A 16,112-nucleotide genomic window follows, 5' to 3' on the forward strand; every position below is an offset into this window, starting at 1 on the left:
TATCTTATTGGTGAGATGGGAAGTTTTCCTTACCCAATCAGGTTACACTTCCTCTTGATGAGAAAAGCTATGAATTCTCTGAGGATTGAAGTATATCTAAACGGGTGCATCTCATCTTTGTGACTTTCTCTCACATATAGGCGAGCAGCAGCAGTTAAGTAGGTGGGTGGAATTAAATATAAAATGAACGTAGGTTGGGTTGAAGCATGAAACCCAACGCCCGCATGGGTTACGCTACCGCTAACCCATCCTACAAATAATTGTGCCTACCTACTTATTAAAAGAGGGCGAATGCAATTCGCCCCTACAATAATATTATTTACCCAAAAGAGGGCGAATGCAATTCGCCCCTACAATAATATTATTTACCCAATGGTAGGGGCGCATCGTGGTCAGTGAGTTGATCGAACTGTGTGCGCCCGCAATGTAATATAGATATTTCGACCAAATGGAGATGCACCCGATCTAAACTGGCTAAGGGTCAGCTTTTTTTAAGCTACAAGAAGACCAAGACAATTTGTTGTCTGGTTATCCCATAAGAGTTAAGGATAAACACAAAGGCAGAAAGAATACAAACAGAAAGACAGATTCGATTGACTGATAAATAGGGCTTGCTGAATAATGGTAAAACCCTTTTAAAATAAGGCTTTTGACCTGTTAAAGTCCGATGTTCATGCTGCGAAAATAGGATTGGGACTTTCAAAAACCTTGCATTATCCTTCTTGTGGTACATCGCTTGGTACAAAAAACAAGGGCAACAAAGCCTGAAACGACCGGCTACTGACGACCGGCTACTGACTCCTACCCCCAGGAAAAACTTTTTCAGCAGACCCTAAATATAGCTTTTTCTGTTTAAAAACCGTCCAAAAAAGGAATAGAGCCTTAAACTCTATTCCTCAATCAAAAATTGCAGTTAATTTCTAACCCTATACTACCACAGAAGTCAAAGCTTCTTTGAGGATAGCGGCTTTATCGGTCTTTTCCCAGGGTAAATCGAGATCATTGCGGCCAAAATGACCATAAGCGGCCACATCTTGGTAAAAACGATCGCCTCTTTCACTGGGTAAACCGCGCAGGTTAAAGGTTTGGATAATACCGGCCGGACGGAGTTCAAAGTATTTATTGATTAAGTCCAGAATCACATCATCGGCGACTTTGCCAGTGCCAAAGGTTTCCACGAAGACACTTACCGGACGAGCTACCCCAATCGCATAACCCACTTGAATCTCGCACTTATCGGCCAAACCAGCAGCGACGATATTTTTGGCCACATAACGGCAAGCATAGGCCGCGGAGCGATCGACTTTGGTAGGATCCTTACCGGAGAAAGCGCCGCCACCGTGACGAGAATAGCCACCGTAGGTATCGACGATAATTTTCCGTCCCGTTAATCCCGCGTCGCCTTGGGGTCCACCAATGACGAATTTTCCGGTGGGATTAACCAGATAACGGGTATTGGCATCGGGTTTAATCTCTAAATCGCTGAAGACCGGTTGTACTACCGCTTCCCAGAGATCACTTTTAATCTTTTGTTGGACGAGATCATTATCGGTGATATCGCCGATAGTAGCATCGTGTTGGGTAGAAACAAGGATAGTATCGATACCCACGGGACGACCATCTTCATAAATGACCGATACTTGCGTCTTACCATCGGGACGCAGATAGGACAGTTCACCCGTTTTTCTGACTGCCGCTAAACGGCGAGCGATGCGGTGGGCTAAACTAATCGGTAAGGGCATAAATTCGGGGGTTTCATTGCAAGCGAAACCGAAGACAATACCCTGGTCTCCCGCACCAATTTTATCGAGTTCATCATTGCTGAGAAGTTCGCGATTTTCCTGAGCAGCCGTGACACCCTGGGAAATATCGGGAGATTGTTCGTCTAAAGCGACTAAAACGGTGCAACTATTCGAGGAAAATCCGTTATCTGCGTTGATATAACCGATTTCAGCGATTTTACTGCGAACTAAATTGACGAAATGAACCTGCGCTTTCGAGGTGATTTCACCGGTAATCAAGACTAACCCCGTATTGACAACCACTTCAGCCGCTACACGACTGTGGTCATCTTGGGATAACAGAGCATCGAGAATGGTATCAGAAATCTGGTCACAAATTTTATCGGGATGTCCCTCTGTAACCGATTCGGAGGTGAACAAATAACGTTTAGACAAGTGATGTCCCTCACATGGTAGTACATTTGAACGGTAAAAGATTCTCGGAAATCTTTGACTATACAGTGTAACAGGGAATTTGTAGAGATCGAATATTTTCAATAAGAAACCGCCCGAACATTGTCCGGACGGAGTGTGGTGTGAGGAGTGAACGGAAACTTGCGTCTCCGCTAATTCCATTGTAGATGACAACTTAGAATCTTGAGCGATTTGAAACAAACTAGCCCAAAAAAATTTTTATCTCTTCAAGGGGTTGACTAATGCCCGATCCCCGTCTCGATGATGTAGCCTGATTAATAGAGGTCGCAGAGCTATATGCAAAGATTATGACAGTCACAGCCGATTATTTAGAACAACTCAATCCCTCCCAGCGCCTTGCTGTCGAGCATTTTTGCGGCCCCTTGTTGGTGGTTGCTGGGGCAGGATCGGGAAAAACTAGCGCTTTAACCTATCGTATCGCCCATTTGATCCGTCATCATGGGGTCGATCCGGAAAATATTCTCGCGGTCACTTTTACCAATAAGGCGGCCCGGGAAATGAAAACTAGAATTGAAAAAACTTTTGCTCAACAAAAAGCACAGGAAAAATACGGTCAAAGATTAGAACTTTTGGAAGAATACGAACAGAAAAAACTCTTTTCTCAAGTTTATCGGAATTATACTAAAAAACTCTGGATCGGGACTTTTCACAGTCTTTGCGGTCGGATTTTGCGCTATGACATTAATAAATATCAGGATGAATATGGTCATAGTTGGCAAAGGAATTTTTCGATTATGGATGAATCTGATGCCCAGAGTTTGGTGAAAAATATCGTCACTAAACAGATGAATTTAGACGATAAAAAATTTGATGCTCGCAATCTACGTTATGCGATTAGTAATGCCAAAAATTTAGGTTTAACCCCCAGAGATTACGCCAGAGAAAACCCTCATTTTCGGGGAAAGGTCATTTCTGAGGTTTATCAGGCTTATCAGATGCAATTGGCACAAAATAATGCCCTAGATTTTGATGATTTAATACTGGTTCCAGTCCGTCTTTTTCAGCAAAATGAATCTATTCTCGGTTATTGGCACACGCAATTTAAGCATATTTTAGTCGATGAATACCAAGATACTAACCGGATTCAGTACGAGTTAATTCGGCTTTTGTCCACCAATGGTGAAACCCAAAAAAGTGAGTGGAATTGGACGGATCGATCGATTTTTGTGGTGGGTGATGCCGACCAATCTATCTATAGTTTTCGGATGGCGGATTTTACTATTCTGCTCAATTTTCAAGCGGACTTTGGCGATGGTTTACCCGATGATGATACTCGCACGATGGTGAAACTACAGGAAAACTATCGTTCACGGGAGAATATTCTGCAAGCGGCAAATAAGTTAATTGAAAAGAATAGTCAAAGAATCGATAAAGTTCTTGTTCCCACCAGAGAAGGGGGTGATAGTATTTATGTTTTTAAAGCCAGAGATGAACAGGAAGAAGCGGCTTTTGTTATCGATAAAATTCGAGAATTTACCCAAGAAAACCCCGAATTAAATTGGGGTAGTTTTGCCATTCTCTACCGAATTAATGCCCAATCTCGTCCTTTTGAAGATGGGTTAATTCGCAATAATATCCCCTATAATATTGTCGGGGGATTTAAATTTTATGATCGACAGGAGATTAAAGATGCGATCGCCTATTTACGAGTGATTGCCAATCCTGCCGATACGGTTAGTTTACTGAGAATTATTAACACTCCCCGGCGCGGTATCGGTAAAACCACAATCGATAATTTGCTCAAAGCTGCCCAAGAATTAGGAGTGCCTTTATGGGAAATTATCAGTGATGAAACTTCCGTTAATACTCTCGCCGGTCGTGCCACTAAAAGCATCAATAAGTTAGCTAAAATTATCCAAAACCTGCAAGAAAAAATCACCGATTTATCCGCTAGTGAAATCCTAGACCAAATCATGGAAGATTCGGGATATATCGATGAGTTAAAACAACAGGGAACCGAGGAAGCTGATACCCGGATCGAAAATATCCAAGAACTTTATAGCGCCGTGGTACAATTCCAAGAGGAAAACGAGGAAACTAATCTACGGGAATTTCTCGCTAGTGCTAGTTTAGCCTCGGATTTAGATAATCTTCAGGAAGGTCAAGAAAAAGTCTCGTTAATGACCCTTCATTCCGCCAAGGGTTTAGAGTTTCCTCTCGTCTTTTTAGTCGGTTTAGAACAGGGCATTTTTCCCCATAATCGTAGTTTAAACGATCCCATTGCCCTTGAGGAAGAACGGCGTTTGTGTTATGTGGGAGTGACTCGGGCCAAGGAACAATTATTTTTAACCTACGCAAAAGAAAGATATGTCTGGGGGAATAAAGAGACGAAGGTAGCTTCCCAATTTTTGCAGGAATTGCCCCCAGAATTGCTCACAAGCAACCTGAAACCGAAAAAGACCCCAAAAGTGGTTGCCATGGAAAAAGCTGTCTCTGATCAAAGAAAATGGCAGGTAGGCGATCGAGTGTTACACTCTACTTTTGGAGAAGGAGAAGTGACCCATATCCTCGGTACGGGCAAAAAAATGAATCTAGCGGTCAAATTTTCGGGTTTAGGTCAGAAAATCATCGATCCTCGCACCGCACCCATGCAACTTATCCAGGAATAGGGGAGGATTTTAAGGAGTATTGCTAATCTCTACAATTATTGTTCCCTGCTCTAGTTGTTTCAACGCATCGGGTAAAGTAGCTGTCAGTAATCGCCGCAGATTCTGATTTGTGACATTACCACAGGTTAACCATAAAATTTGAGGAGGTGTTCCCAGACGACAAACCAAATCAATAAAGTCACTATCTTTGGTCATAATCACGGCATTTTCCGCTCGCGCTGCTGCAAAGATCTCGATATCTTGAGCATCTCGAAGGGATAAGTCTCGCAGGGACGATGCTTCTAAATCAAAGGTCGCTGATAACCAGCTTGCTAGAGTTGGAGGTAGTTGAGCATCAATCCAAATTTTCATGCCGTTAGTTTAGGAAAATCCGTACACCGTGCTGCAAAAAGTAAACAAGCTTGGATATCTGCGAGTTCCAAATCGGGAAAGTCTTCTAGAATTTCAGTTATGCTCACATTCTCCGCTAACATTTCCAAAATATCCGTTACTCGAATTCGCATCCCCCGAATACAAGGACGACCACCACACTGGCCGGGTGTTTGAGTAATGCGGGTAAGCAAGCTAACTGTTGAGTCCATAGAACGCATCTCGAAGATATTTAGTCTGCATTTAATTATCTTATCTGGTAATCCTAACAACCAATCCCTAGCACCCAACTGACCCCCCCCGATTCCTCAACTCCGATCGCTACCTGCTGTTAGAATGGAGAATTGCGGTCAGACTGACGATAGAATTGAGAAGCTAAACCCTTGATTCTTAATAGTTGTTGAGAAACTTTCCGCCTACTATCGCAATTATCCGATAATATGGGCAACAGCGAGTTAGTCTATTCAGTCTGTTAAAATTGACCCCTGTTGGTCGTATTCGCGCACTGTCTAACCTTTATGATGAGGATCAGTTAATATGGAATCAATGCAACCGACCGAGACCAAAAATCCGATTAGAACGGATTTACCCGGGTCTCTGAGCAAACCCAGCAGCAGCACCGAACAGATTTGGTCTGAATATGTAGAACCAGTTTGGGATTCGGTGATGTCCTATCTGGCTAATGTCCCCGATTATATCGGTAGTTTCTTCTCTGGATACAAAAAACCTTTAATCGTTCTGGGGGCAATTTTAGCGAGTTTTGTCACCGTGAAAGTTACCCTAGCGGTTTTAGATGCGATCGATGATATTCCCCTCCTTGCTCCTATCCTACAATTAGTTGGGATCGTTTACACTGGTTGGTTTGTCTGGCGCTATCTGCTCAAGGATGAAAATCGTCGCGAGTTATTAGCCGAAATTGATGCACTAAAAGCGCAAGTTTTTGGCAGTCACAATAACCCTTTATAGAATCAAGCATAGATAACCGAGGAGTTGAGCGGAAACACTCAACTCTTTTGTTTTTGCACAATCTGAACATTAAAGAAGTCTAGAAGGAATAAGTGGGTGGGTGAAATTAAATAGGATTTGCGGCAAAAAGTAGGTTGGGTTGAAGCATGAACCGCTCATGTTACGCTACCGCTAACCCATCCTACAAATAATTGTGCCTCCCTACTTAACGCATGGTGACAAATTCCTCGGCAGCACTGGGATGAATGCCGACAGTGGCATCAAAATCGGCTTTTGTTGCCCCCATTTTTACCGCAATGGCTACTCCTTGAATAATTTCGGCGGCATGATCTCCCACCATGTGCGCCCCAAGGATTTTACCACTTTCTTGATGGACAACTAATTTCATCAAAGTTTTGTCCTCTCGGCCTGGTAAAACATTGTAACCGGGGCGGAATTTAGACCGATAAACTTTAATTCCCGTGTCACCATATAGGTTTTTTGCTTGCAATTCTGTTAATCCCACCGTCGCCGCTTCAGGAGTAGAAAATACTGCCGAAGGAACGTTTTCATAACTCATTAACCGGGGTTTATTACCGAAGACTGTATCGGCAAAAGCTCGCCCCTCATTAATCGCCACGGGAGTTAAATTAATTTTGTCGGTACAATCGCCCACGGCATAGATATTATCTTCGCTGGTTTGGCTATACTCGTTGACGACAATTGCCCGATTTTTGACCTCGACATTGACATTCTCTAAGCCCAATTTTTCCAGCTTAGGGATTCTTCCAGTAGCAGCTAATCCTAGGGCATCAACAAAGAGAATTTCTGCGGTTTCTTTTCCCTGAATATGTACTTTTAAACCTTCGTCAGTTTTCTCGATCGAAGTGGGGAAAGTTTCGGGCATAATTTTAATTCCCTGACGGATCATTTCCCCTTGAATTTCATCGCGGATATCCTCATCAAACCCTCTTAAAATCTTGTCTTTACGGATTAACTGCACCACTTCCGTCCCTAATCCGTGCATAATACCGGCAAATTCTACCCCAATATATCCCGCCCCTAAAACTATAATTCTTTTCGGTTGTTCCGGCAGTTGAAACATGGCATCAGAAACTACCGTATGTTCGATCCCCGGAATATCAGGTTTAACGGGATGTCCCCCCACGGCAATTAAAATTTTATCGGCAGTAATTTTCTCCTCTCCCACCTCGAGGGTATGGGCATCAAGAAACTTGGCATAATTAGGAAAAATCGTCACTTGAGAATTATCGAGCATCTTTTGATAAATGCCATTTAAACGGATAGTTTCCTGATTAAGCGCGCTAATTAATTTTTGCCAATTTAATTGACTCTCTACCGCACTCCAACCGTAACCTTCCGCATCCTTAAATAGTTGCGGAAAACGACTAGAATAAACCATTAATTTTTTGGGAATACAACCGCGATTAACACAAGTTCCTCCTAAACGATCATATTCTGCCAATCCCACTTTTGCCCCGTATTCGGCCGCCCGTCTAGCGGTGGCAATACCCCCAGAACCACCACCAATCACGAATAAATCAAAATCATAACTCATAAAAATATCCTCGCGAATAAATAGAAATTTGACGGAATCAAAAAACTTTCTGGGCAAAAAGGGGAGAGAATATCTCGGATCAATCCCTAACTGAATCTATCGAGTAACTAGCACAATATAGTCACTAATGCTGCTAAATTAGAGCCAATTTGACTACTGCGAAGATCTAATTCTATGCTAACACGCCGCTCGAAATTATCTTTTCTCTTGGGGACCTGTTCCCTATTTCTCTGGGTAAACCATCCCCTCACCCTCGCAACCCCCATCAGTCAAGACAATTCCCCCCCTTCCCAGTTTATCTGTCCAGCAGACTTAGCCAGCAGGATCGATCGCATTTTAGCCCGCCCCGATTATCAAGGCGCTTATTGGGGAATTTTAGTAAAATCCCTTAATTCTCAGGAAAATCTCTATAGTCTCCACGAAAATAACTTTTTTACTCCCGCTTCTACTGCGAAATTATTAACCACTGCCGCCGCTTTCAGCAAATTTAACCGCGATTATCGTCTGAAAACCCCCATTTTAGCCCAAGGCAACCCCCCCGATTTAGAGACTTTAACCTTAGTCGGGAGGGGAGATGCCACCATAACCACAGAAAAGTTAGAAAAATTAGCAGAAAAGTTAAAAGCAGGGGGAATTAACTCAATTTCTCGCTTAATTGTCGTTGCTAGTCCTTTTGTCGTCTCCGATAGTCAAAAAAACTGGGAATGGGAAGATGTCTTTTTTGACTACGCAGTTAGTGCTTCTAGCTTGGTTTTAAACGAAAATTCCGTCACTTTAAGGCTTTTACCGCGACAATTGGGGCAAAGCTTAGATTTACAATGGTCTGATCCCATTGCCGCTAAACAATGGCTAATTGAGAATCAAACCAGCACTGCATCGCAAGGAACCCCGAATACTTTGGCAATTAAGGGCAATTTAGCCAATAATCGCCTGATTATCACCGGTTCTCTGCCGATAAATAGTCAAGATGATTTTAATTTAGCTATTCCCCAACCTTCGGAGTATTTCCTAGCTCGCTGGCGTAATATCCTTGAAAAAGCGGGAATTACCGTTAAAACCGCCGAAATTAGCTCACAAATTCGCGGCGATGAAATCACCAATTTAGAATCAGAACCCCTGGCATATTTGGTGGAAAAAGTCAATAAAAATAGCGATAATTTACTGGCCGAAACCCTACTACAAATGCTCGGCGGTGTCTCAGGATTGCAAGAAACTTTAACAAAACTGGGAATTGAGGGCGATAGTTATAAAATCGGCGATGGTTCGGGGCTATCACGACAAAACCTAATTAAACCAAAGACTTTAGGCGAAATCTTACAAATAATGGCAGAAAATACTGATTATCGGCGTTCTTTAGCTATTGGCGGCATTGATGGCACTTTAACCAATAGATTTCGCCAGACTCCCCTAGAAGGACGATTACAGGCAAAAACCGGGACATTAACCGGGGTTATCGCCCTCGCCGGTTATCTAGAAACCGCCGACAAGCAACCCCTCATCTTTAGCATAACCGTAAATAACAGCGATAAACCCGCCACTACCCTCAGAAACGGCATCGATGAGGTGATTTTGCTCCTAGGACAGCTAAAACGCTGTTAATCTTTAGGAGATAGGGAGATAGGGAGATAGGGATTTAGGGAAATTTCAGCTAAATTCCCCCACTACCCAATTCATAATTCATAATTCATAATTCATAATTCCCACTCCCCCAACCCGCAACTAATTCGATCGACCGACCAATTTAATCACAGAAGACTGTATACTTTTGTAAAAATTGCTTCTAGCTGACCTGTAGATTAATCGACGGAGTTATTGATATATGTATATAGTTCAGGTTGCCTCTGAGTGCGCCCCGGTGATTAAAGCTGGGGGATTGGGGGATGTGGTCTATGGATTGAGTCGAGAATTGGAAATTCGCGGTCATTGCGTGGAGCTAATCCTGCCCATGTATGATTGTATGCGCTACGACCAAATTTGGGGCTTACACGAGGCTTATCGGGATCTGTGGGTGCCTTGGTTCGGTGGGGCAATTCACTGTAACGTTTTTTGTGGTTGGGTACACGGGCGCTTGTGTTTCTTTATTCAACCCAATTCGGGGGATAATTTCTTTAATCGCGGTACTTACTACGGTTGTAAAGACGATAATATGCGTTTTGCCTTCTTCTGCAAAGCCGCTTTAGAATTTTTGCTCAGAAGTAATAAACGTCCCGATATAATTCATTGTCACGACTGGCAAACCGGTTTAATTCCGCCCTTACTTTTTGAAATTTATAAATATCATGGCATGGGCAATCAGCGCGTTCTCTACACCATCCATAACTTTAAACATCAAGGATTTGCTGGTGCGGAAATTCTCTGGGCAACAGGATTAAATAACGATACTTACTACTTTAGCTATGCCCGACTGCGTGATAACTTCAATCCTTTTGTGATTAATTTTATGAAAGGTGGCATCGTCTTTTCCAACTATTTCAATACCGTCTCACCCCACCATGCTTGGGAAGCACACCACACCGATGTTAGTTACGGTTTAGGTCATACAATTCACCTGCATCAACACAAATTTACCGGCATTCTCAACGGTTTAGATTACAATATCTGGAACCCGGAAGTGGATAAATTTATTGCTGCACCCTACGGTGTTGATAGCTTCTCCGAGAAGGCACGCAATAAGAAGGCACTGCGAGAAAGACTCTGGTTAAGAGATGAAGGAGACAAACCCTTAATTTGTTATGTCGGTCGTTTAGATGACCAAAAAGGCGTACATTTAGTTCACCATGCCATGTATTATGCCTTAGCTCGCGGGGCGCAATTTGTCCTCTTAGGTTCCGCCACCGAATCGTTAATTAATAACTGGTTCTGGCATGAGAAAAATCACCTAAATAATAACCCTGATGTCCATATTGAATTGGGCTTTAATGAGGAATTATCTCACCTCATTTATGCGGGGGCCGATATGATTGTGGTTCCCAGTAATTTTGAACCCTGCGGACTGACACAGGTAATCGGCTTAAAATACGGAACCGTTCCCATCGTCCGGGGAGTTGGTGGTTTAGTTAATACGGTTTTTGATCGCGATTATGATAGCCATCACCAACCGGAAGAACGCAATGGTTTTGTCTTTTTTGATCCCGATAATAATGCCCTCGAATCAGCCATGTCCCGGGCATTGGAATTGTGGTACACTCAACCAGAAGAATTCCAAAAATTAGCAATCCAAGGCATGGAATGCGATTACTCTTGGAACCGCCCCGGGGAAGAATACGTTGCCCTCTATGAAATGATTCGCCACAAATAAACTGTCTTGTCTCTAGCAATTCCCTGGCAGTTGTCAACAGAAATTCGAGGAATAGATTTGTTGAAATTACTGGGGAATTGCTTTAGTTCTGACCGATTCCTAACCCCACCAACAAACTTTTTTAGTAAACCCTACTTAGTAAAGCAGAAATGTTAACTTTGCTTGGTATTCTTGGGTGAGGGGATGACTAAATCCCAAAATCTGAAATATAGCTAACATGGCTTTTCTTGCCCCATCCTGACGATATTTTCTACTTTCTTCCACCAGGCTGATCAGTTTATCTAAAGCGGCGGCATAATCTTCTTTTAATGCGAAATTAATCCCAGTAAAAAATATCGGATCGAGGGGATTATTTTCTAGTTTTAACTGTTGAAATTCTAGGAGAGTTTTCCAACCTTTGATAACAGGATTTTCCTCTTTAATAACACTGATTAATCGGTAGGCATCTGACCATTTTTCTAGACGCATGAGAAATTTTACCGCCATAATAACTAATCGCGGTTCGTTGGGATATTTAGGAAAAAGACGATCAAATAATTGTTTAGCTGCGGGCAAATTATCGAGGGCAATCGCTTCTTGTATTTCTGCTAATCCTGCTTCTAATTCCGATTGTAAATCGAGACGGGAAAATAAGTCTCTAATTTGTTCTTCTGGCAAAGCACCGACAAAACAGGGTAACACTTCTCCCTTGCTGACAATTCGCACATCGGGAACTCCTTCCACATCGTATTGTTCGGCTAATTCGGGATTTTTATCTATATCTATTTTGGCTAGGATAAAATTATATTCGCTTGCCAGTTTTTCCAGCATCGGTTTTACCAATTTACAGGGTCCACACCAAAGAGCATAAAAGTCTAAAATCACTGTATTTATATAGGACTTCTCGATCACTTCACTGTCAAAATTTGTCCCATCTACCTCGATAGAATATCCCATCTATTTCTCCTCTAATAACTTATTTTTCAGCTAGTTTTGTCTCACTTACCTCTTTTACCCAAAGGGCTAATCCTCCCCCTCGTCCCCGGGCTGCTATCATTGTTTCTGTGATCAGAAAATAGGCAAAAAATGCCTGTTTTTTGATATTTTCCCGATAAAAATTCGCTTCGCTTACCTGGCCATTTCTAATAAAACCAGAATAGAGAGAGCGATTAAATAGGGTTAGGTTGAGCCTGGTGAAATCAAAGGCAAGAAGACGGGTTTTAGGAAAAAACTTAACCGGACCGCTTACAGATAGTTTTACTGCTCCTAAAACTATCTGATTGCTGACGGTTCCAGAGACAAATTCTCCCAGTTCTAAGCTCTCATTTCTTTGGTAAGAGATGGTAATTTTTAACCAGGACGGTAGATAACGACCCTTACCCAAAACAATTCCCGCTCTCTTTTTCGCTTTTTGAGTTCCCGTGATAAAGTATAATCGCCAAGTACCGACTAAAGCCTCAAAAGTCAGATTTTCTTTAGTTTTTTTATTGTTTTTTTCTTTGGTTAAGAGAAATTCTAGCAATTGAGAGACAGGGGGGCGATTATTGTCCTCAAGTATTAGGGGTGAGTCGAGATTTCTAACCATGATTTCAGACAGTGCCAAGATATTTTAACTGAAGCTACCGAACTCGAAAAAGCGAGCGATAAACCGGTTGACCCTTATTATAAGTGGACTTTTCCCTTTCCGTCGGTACGGGGAAAATATTTTCCTCTAACCAGGGGGTTTGATGTTGCCGAACAAAATGGGGATGTGCTTGAAATCTCTCCGTCATTTCCAGGGCGATCAATTCTACATCCGACTGTAAAAAAACCCAGCCCCCAGCTACCATATACTTAGCCAAAGCTATGACTAATTCCGGCTGCACAACCCGACGCTTACTATGACGCTGTTTAAACCAAGGATCGGGAAATTGAATCGACACCCGAAATAACTTATCTGCGGGCAAAGATTGCAGTAAAATTTCTGGGGTAACATTCATATTCCCAAAAACAAAAGCGAGATTACTCAATCCTAAACGTTCCCGTTCCTGATTCGCTTCAATTACCAAAGGTTGACGAATTTCAATGCCCAAAAAATTAATTTCTGGATATACTTGGGCCATTTGTAACAAAAATTTACCCCGCGCACAACCAATATCAAGATGGAGAGGTTGCGTCATATCCTGATAAACTTGATTCCAATCGGGGGGAGCGATCGGATGGCGATATTTATGACTTAAGGGATTGACGTGCTGACGAACGCGAACTTTAGCCAAAGATATTTTCTCCTCATTTCTCCTCGATCGATCTAGTTTACCGATATTTAGCCCAATTGAATGCGATGAATTTCCGTTTCGCCATTCTCAGCGATCCTCATATCGCTTTACCCACAACCATTTTGAACCATTCTAATCGCTTTCATCTGGTGGAAGTGAGTATTCCCGCTTTAAAAATTGTTTTAGACCATCTCATCACCCTTAACCTTGATTTTCTGCTGATTGCTGGCGATTTAACCCAAGATGGTGAACCAGAAAATCATCGTTGGTTAGCCGATTGTTTAGCCACTTTACCCTTCCCCGTCTATGTGGTGCCGGGTAATCATGATGTTTTGAGTTTAACCGCGACGGAAAACCAGATCGGTTTAGGAGATTTTCCCTTTTATTATCAACAATTTGGTTACAGCCATCCCGAACAAATATACTACCAAAAAGAAATTTTACCCGGAGTGCAATTAATCGGTCTTAATTCTAATCAATTCGATGAGCAAGGTGGACAAATTGGCAGTTTAGATGCAGAACAATTGCATTGGTTAAAACAGACTTTACCATCGCTAAAAAACGATCTAGTGATGGTGATGATCCATCATAACGTTATCGAGCATTTACCCGGACAAAGCAATCATGAATTAGGTAAACGCTATATGTTGGCTAATGCGGGAGAACTGCTCGATATACTAGAGGAAAACGGCGTAAAATTGTTGATTACTGGCCATCTCCATGTGCAGGATCTGGCTTTTGCCAGAGGTATCTATGAAATTACCACCGGTTCCCTCGTCAGTTATCCCCATCCCTACCGGGTGCTAGAATATTGCGAAAACACGGGAGAATTAGCCATAGAATCTTTTCATCTGCAAAATATACCCGGATGGGAGAATTTACCCGCTATTTCTCGGCAATGGTTAGGCGATCGCTCTTATCCTTTTATGATGCGTTTATTAACCTGCCATCCCCTCAATCTTCCCATGAGTCTAGCGGAGGAATTAGCCCCAAAATTACGCAATTTTTGGGCAGATGTGGCCCAAGGTGACACAATCTTCGATTTTAGCGATTTTCCCCCCCTAGTACGCCGTTATTTCTACGCTTTCAGTGCCATCGATTCCCTCGGTAATCCTCATTTTATCGACAATCAAGCCGTAATTAGTTTCAAGCATCAGTTCAGTTATCAGCGCTCAAACTTGCTGGTAGAGATGAGAGAATAGCTGCAACCAATAATTAACTATAGCTATAGTTATGGTACGCGGCCGCTATCTTGGCAGAAAATATCAAAAAAATCAATGGAAGCACTTAAAAAGGAATTAAAAAAAATCGGTTCTCTTGCCCTCTTTTTTTTCTTGGCTTTCGGTTATATTCTTCTGATCATGAAATTATTTCTGGAAGAGTATTCGATTACCACCTACGTTTTGGGTAAAGCGATCTTAGGAGCGATCCTTGCGGCAAAAACCGTGGCCATTCTCGACGCAGCCATGAAGCTAGAATGGTTAGAAAATCGTCCCCGTTACGTTAGTGTTCTATATCGAACCTTTGTTTATACCCTAGCAGCACTGATTCTCGGCTCGATCGAGGGTTTTCTGGAAGCTTATCGGGTAACGCGGGTGATTTCGGAGGCAATGGCCAAATTTTGGCAAAGGGAAAGTTTCTCTCAAATCCTTGCGGTTACTCTCTAGAACTCTTGCAAATTAATTATATGTTATAATGATGGGTTAACTAATTTTCCCCAAAAAATTAGTTAATCAGTACATTCGTCCTGAATGAAAACTTGAAGTTTAACTTTTAACTCAAAACTCTTTAGAGCTGCTTTAATTTGGTTATCAAAACCTCTTTATTTAAGCAGCACAAACTATCTCAATTTTTATAATTGAGAATAAATTCTCCTTGACTTGATTAATCTTTAGGCAACTTTTAAGAAGCTGCTATACCTATCCCTAACTCACAGTTATAAATAGCCGCCAACAAGTTAACTCTTAAACTATATCTTCGACGACGATTCCGATATTTACAGGATAAGATTTTAAAGGTTTTGAGTTTCCTATTTATATGTTCAATGATAATCCTTTCTTTGGCTAAAGCCTTGTTATACTCTTTTTCTAACTCTGTTAATTTTCTATTTTTCGGTTTCTTTTTCGGTGTATAACTATTACTATGGTATGCAGCTATTCCCTGATAACCACTGTCTTCTATGCTGGTAGTTAAAGGATGAAAACGAACTCGACTTTTTTTAAATAAACTAAAATCATGACCTCTGCCTTTCCCACAAAAGACACAGATAATTTCCTCTGTATTTTGATCAGCTACTAATTGGGATTTTAAAGTATGATAACCTCTTTTACCCGAAAAAAAATCTTTCTGTTTCTTTTGGGGGCGTTCAATGGGAGTTTCCGTTACATCCATTACCGTTATGACCGGTATCTCTGCTTGATTGAGTAAAGCTTTTTTTCCTTTTAAACGGAAGTTTCCCGATTGTAAAAGCATTTTTTCCGTCTTATTTACAATCCGACATATAGTTGATTCTGATAGTTCCCAGCTTGTACCAATGTGAAAATATGTTCTATATTCTCGCCAATATTCTAACGTTACTAAAACTTGTTCTTCTATAGATAGTTTAGGTTTCGGTCCCCTTTTAGATGGTGAATTAGAGTCGGCTTCAACACTTTTTACTGATTCTACCATCTTTCTATATGTTTGTTTATACACACCGAAACGGCGTTTGAATTGTTCATCTGATAAGTTTTGATAATCCATAATTTTGCTAATAAACATAGCAAAATTATAGATGATTTCCTGACCTAAGATCACATTTTATTCTTTTTTCCACTTCAATCTAAGAATTGAGAAAAAAGCAAAACCTTATATTGTACCATA

General features: G+C 41.6%; 14 protein-coding genes. 6 read left to right on the forward strand and 8 right to left on the reverse strand.

Annotated elements, in window-relative coordinates:
• Positions 1-926 precede the first annotated feature (926 nt).
• Positions 927-2,177 carry a methionine adenosyltransferase gene (gene metK, locus B5D77_RS24655; RefSeq protein ID WP_106909849.1) on the reverse strand — a complete coding sequence of 417 codons (1,251 nt, stop codon included), beginning with the start codon at positions 2,175-2,177 and terminating at the stop codon, positions 927-929.
• A gap of 326 nt (positions 2,178-2,503) precedes the next feature.
• On the opposite strand from metK, the gene pcrA reads away from it, so the two are divergent.
• Complete coding sequence (gene pcrA, locus B5D77_RS24660) at positions 2,504-4,825, forward strand: DNA helicase PcrA (RefSeq protein ID WP_106909850.1); 2,322 nt, start codon at positions 2,504-2,506, stop codon at positions 4,823-4,825.
• Between the two features lie 9 nt (positions 4,826-4,834).
• Here the strand turns inward: pcrA and B5D77_RS24665 are convergent, their stop codons facing one another.
• Both B5D77_RS24665 and B5D77_RS24670 read right to left on the reverse strand, forming a co-directional pair.
• On the reverse strand, positions 4,835-5,176 hold the full coding sequence (locus B5D77_RS24665; RefSeq protein WP_002759489.1) for a DUF5615 family PIN-like protein: 342 nt from the start codon (positions 5,174-5,176) through the stop codon (positions 4,835-4,837).
• Positions 5,173-5,406: a DUF433 domain-containing protein gene (locus tag B5D77_RS24670; protein WP_039899814.1), complete on the reverse strand. Its 234-nt coding sequence runs from the start codon at positions 5,404-5,406 to the stop codon at positions 5,173-5,175. The genes B5D77_RS24665 and B5D77_RS24670 overlap by 4 nt, the downstream gene beginning before the upstream one ends.
• 325 nt (positions 5,407-5,731) lie before the next feature.
• Between B5D77_RS24670 and B5D77_RS24675 the strand changes: the two genes are divergently transcribed.
• Positions 5,732-6,160, forward strand: a complete 429-nt coding sequence (locus B5D77_RS24675; RefSeq protein ID WP_106909851.1) for a CAAD domain-containing protein — start codon at positions 5,732-5,734, stop codon at positions 6,158-6,160.
• A gap of 205 nt (positions 6,161-6,365) precedes the next feature.
• On the opposite strand, the gene gorA is transcribed toward B5D77_RS24675, so the two are convergent.
• Positions 6,366-7,718: a glutathione-disulfide reductase gene (gene gorA, locus B5D77_RS24680; protein ID WP_008199989.1), complete on the reverse strand. Its 1,353-nt coding sequence runs from the start codon at positions 7,716-7,718 to the stop codon at positions 6,366-6,368.
• Positions 7,719-7,892: 174 nt separating this feature from the next.
• Here gorA and dacB point away from each other — a divergent pair, with 174 nt between their 5' ends.
• Positions 7,893-9,317 (forward strand): D-alanyl-D-alanine carboxypeptidase/D-alanyl-D-alanine-endopeptidase, encoded by a 1,425-nt coding sequence (gene dacB, locus B5D77_RS24685; protein ID WP_008199991.1) that lies wholly within the window; start codon positions 7,893-7,895, stop codon positions 9,315-9,317.
• Between the two features lie 220 nt (positions 9,318-9,537).
• Complete coding sequence (glgA, locus tag B5D77_RS24690) at positions 9,538-11,016, forward strand: glycogen synthase GlgA (RefSeq protein WP_008199992.1); 1,479 nt, start codon at positions 9,538-9,540, stop codon at positions 11,014-11,016.
• Between the two features lie 135 nt (positions 11,017-11,151).
• On the opposite strand, the gene B5D77_RS24695 is transcribed toward glgA, so the two are convergent.
• From B5D77_RS24695 to trmB, 3 genes are read right to left on the reverse strand one after another with little or no spacing between them, the layout of a single operon-like run.
• The gene (locus B5D77_RS24695) at positions 11,152-11,952 is read right to left on the reverse strand and encodes a tetratricopeptide repeat protein (protein ID WP_106909852.1); all 801 of its coding nucleotides are present in this window, start codon (positions 11,950-11,952) and stop codon (positions 11,152-11,154) included.
• Positions 11,953-11,971: 19 nt separating this feature from the next.
• Positions 11,972-12,580: a hypothetical protein gene (locus B5D77_RS24700; protein WP_106909853.1), complete on the reverse strand. Its 609-nt coding sequence runs from the start codon at positions 12,578-12,580 to the stop codon at positions 11,972-11,974.
• Between the two features lie 34 nt (positions 12,581-12,614).
• Positions 12,615-13,250, reverse strand: a complete 636-nt coding sequence (gene trmB, locus B5D77_RS24705; protein WP_106909854.1) for a tRNA (guanosine(46)-N7)-methyltransferase TrmB — start codon at positions 13,248-13,250, stop codon at positions 12,615-12,617.
• A 65-nt stretch (positions 13,251-13,315) separates the two neighbouring features.
• Between trmB and B5D77_RS24710 the strand changes: the two genes are divergently transcribed.
• Together B5D77_RS24710 and B5D77_RS24715 are read left to right on the forward strand one after the other, a co-directional pair.
• Positions 13,316-14,452 carry a metallophosphoesterase gene (locus tag B5D77_RS24710; protein ID WP_106909855.1) on the forward strand — a complete coding sequence of 379 codons (1,137 nt, stop codon included), beginning with the start codon at positions 13,316-13,318 and terminating at the stop codon, positions 14,450-14,452.
• Positions 14,453-14,527: 75 nt separating this feature from the next.
• Entirely contained in the window at positions 14,528-14,917 is a 390-nt protein-coding gene (locus tag B5D77_RS24715) for a hypothetical protein (protein ID WP_254053018.1), read from the forward strand.
• 235 nt (positions 14,918-15,152) lie between these two features.
• Here B5D77_RS24715 and B5D77_RS24720 read toward each other — a convergent pair whose 3' ends face one another.
• Positions 15,153-16,010 carry an IS5-like element ISMae4 family transposase gene (locus B5D77_RS24720; protein ID WP_106909955.1) on the reverse strand — a complete coding sequence of 286 codons (858 nt, stop codon included), beginning with the start codon at positions 16,008-16,010 and terminating at the stop codon, positions 15,153-15,155.
• Between the last annotated feature and the right edge of the window lie 102 nt (positions 16,011-16,112).

It is taken from the genome of Microcystis sp. MC19, from assembly GCF_003019735.1.
GTDB lineage: Bacteria > Cyanobacteriota > Cyanobacteriia > Cyanobacteriales > Microcystaceae > Microcystis.